Raw genomic sequence first — 2,124 nt, forward strand, 5'->3', positions numbered from 1 at the left:
CCTGTAACTCGCCCTGTTGGTACAAATTACAGCCCGCCCCGCCCCAAGCAATAGAACAATATGGTTAACAAACCCAATAAACCAGCCAGCCCGCCTATCCAGACCTTTCTCTACAGCGGCCGATGCCGCCATATCTTCGTCAGCGGCTGACGCCGTTGTCGTCATCCTGCGTCGCCGCGAGCACGCCAGACGTCAGAAGCGCCCCGGCGAAAATCGCCTCCGGCGGACCGAACCCGGCGCCGCCGCCGGAGGGCTGAATAGCAGCCGTCTGCTCAGAGCCGACAAGCTTGAGGCAAATGTTGTTGCCAAGGCGGGAAACGTCGAGGCTCGAATTGGCCGAAACCTCCAGATTGCAGCCGCCGACCAGAACGGAGGCCGCGCCGTTGGCGCCAACCACCACACGGCTGCCGAAATCGAGCGCGCTTCCAACCTTGGCAGCGCCATAGCCCGCCGTCTGCGACACCATCACATCACCGGTGGCGGAACGGATGGATCCGATCGGGTTTGCCGAACCTTGATAGGGTGTCGCGCAGCTGCACGAAGCATCCTGGGCAAACGATGAAGCTGAACCAAACCCGATTGACACGACAAATACGGCAAGCGCAGTTTTAACCACAAGGCTCATCAGTCTTCGATCCCTTCTTGCTGCACCACTTCAGACGCACCCAGTCAAAGGCATTGCATCAGCGCGTACCAGTTTTTGGCCACAATTCCAACCTGTTTCGCGCGCGCGAGGCGATTTAAGCTGACGCGTGTCTGTCCAAGCACAGTACTTTAGCCAGATCGCATTAATAGTTTTCGACTACCTGTCACAGGTTTCTTACCATCGGGCAAAAATTTGAGCTCTCCTTTCCGCGGTGACTGGCTCGATAAGCTTTGACCAAGCTGAGCGCGCCAAACCTTTCGCCAGCCACCTAATATATTGAATTATCGATACATTTTTCGGTAGATACTCCTTGATGGCAGCCGCGCGATTTCGACCATTGGTCGTGCTGACAGCATGTAATTCGAGATCGGCTCGATACCAATCGCGGCCAACGGGGTAGGTGGCCGGCTCGGCTACCCATTTCTCATCTATCGGCCATAGAGATCTGGCTCCATGCCCCCACCTCGATCAAGAACCGGCATACCCAATAAAGGACCCATAAATACCCAAATGCGGGCGCCGGCCAGCTTGAGAACAAGACCCACTCACTTCGCCGCAAGAGCCTCCGGTCTGTACTGGCGACCTGCTCAGCAAGGTTTGTACGTTGCGCCGGCCTGAACCGGCTGGCCGCAGAGAATTCCGCCCTGCGTAAGTATGGTGGCCAAATCTTCCCCCTCAGCCGTCAGGCACTGCACAACAAGGGTATCGCCAACCCTGGAAGCGATCTTGCCGTCGCAAGGTGTTCCGGAACCGACAGGTTTGCAGGCCAGGACGAGCCCCTGGTAGTCTCGGCGCGCCGCTTCCGTCACCAGGAGGCGCATGGCCTGAGGCCTGGAAAACGCCGCCCCGCACAGCAGGATCTTGCGACCGCCGACACGCAGATCATCGACCGATGGAATGGAGAGCTTGCCTTCAAACGGCTTGAGCTCGGCTACCGGCTTCGCGGGGGACGGGCCGCCCCTCTGCATCACGATGATGCCCAGAAAGCCAACACCAAACAAAACAGCCACGACGGCAAGCAACGCTATGTTCCTGACTGACAAAACCATCCTCCATCCGACCGGTGGGCCCGGTCCGCTCATTTCGTCGCAAGGGCGCTCAGTCTTTCTATCTGCTGCATGTACTTCTCGATGACGATCGTTTCCGAAAACTGCCGCTCGACCTTGTTTCTGCTCTGGGCCCCCATCCTGTCCCTGGACGAGTCGTCCAGCCGCGCAAACTCGACCATCTTGCTCGCAAGGTCATCAGAGTCCCTCACCTTGCATAGGAAGCCATTGACCGCGTGGTCCACCACTTCCCTGCATCCTGGCACGTCGGTTGCGATCAGCGGCTTGCCCATCGCAGCCGCCTCGAGCAGCGAGCGCGGCGTTCCCTCCCTGTAGGAGGGCAACACGACACAATCGGCGCCACGCATGAAAGGCCGCACATCGTCGGTGGAGCCGAGATATTCGACCAATCCCTCGCCAACCCATTTTTCC

At 58.6% G+C, this 2,124-nt stretch carries 3 protein-coding genes; all 3 read right to left on the reverse strand.

Annotation, left to right across the window (positions count from 1 at the left end; translation table 11 throughout):
• Positions 1 to 139: 139 nt before the first annotated feature.
• On the reverse strand, positions 140 to 466 hold the full coding sequence (locus tag EN964_RS32575) for a hypothetical protein (RefSeq protein WP_236382855.1): 327 nt from the start codon (positions 464 to 466) through the stop codon (positions 140 to 142).
• A 767-nt stretch (positions 467 to 1,233) separates the two neighbouring features.
• Positions 1,234 to 1,668 (reverse strand): hypothetical protein, encoded by a 435-nt coding sequence (locus tag EN964_RS32580; RefSeq protein ID WP_127269562.1) that lies wholly within the window; start codon positions 1,666 to 1,668, stop codon positions 1,234 to 1,236.
• Between the two features lie 56 nt (positions 1,669 to 1,724).
• Positions 1,725 to 2,124: glycosyltransferase (locus EN964_RS32585; RefSeq protein WP_127277309.1), on the reverse strand; the 400-nt coding region annotated here is incomplete at its 5' end.

The organism is Mesorhizobium sp. M7A.F.Ca.CA.001.10.2.1, assembly GCF_003998575.1.
In the GTDB taxonomy this organism is placed as follows: domain Bacteria; phylum Pseudomonadota; class Alphaproteobacteria; order Rhizobiales; family Rhizobiaceae; genus Mesorhizobium.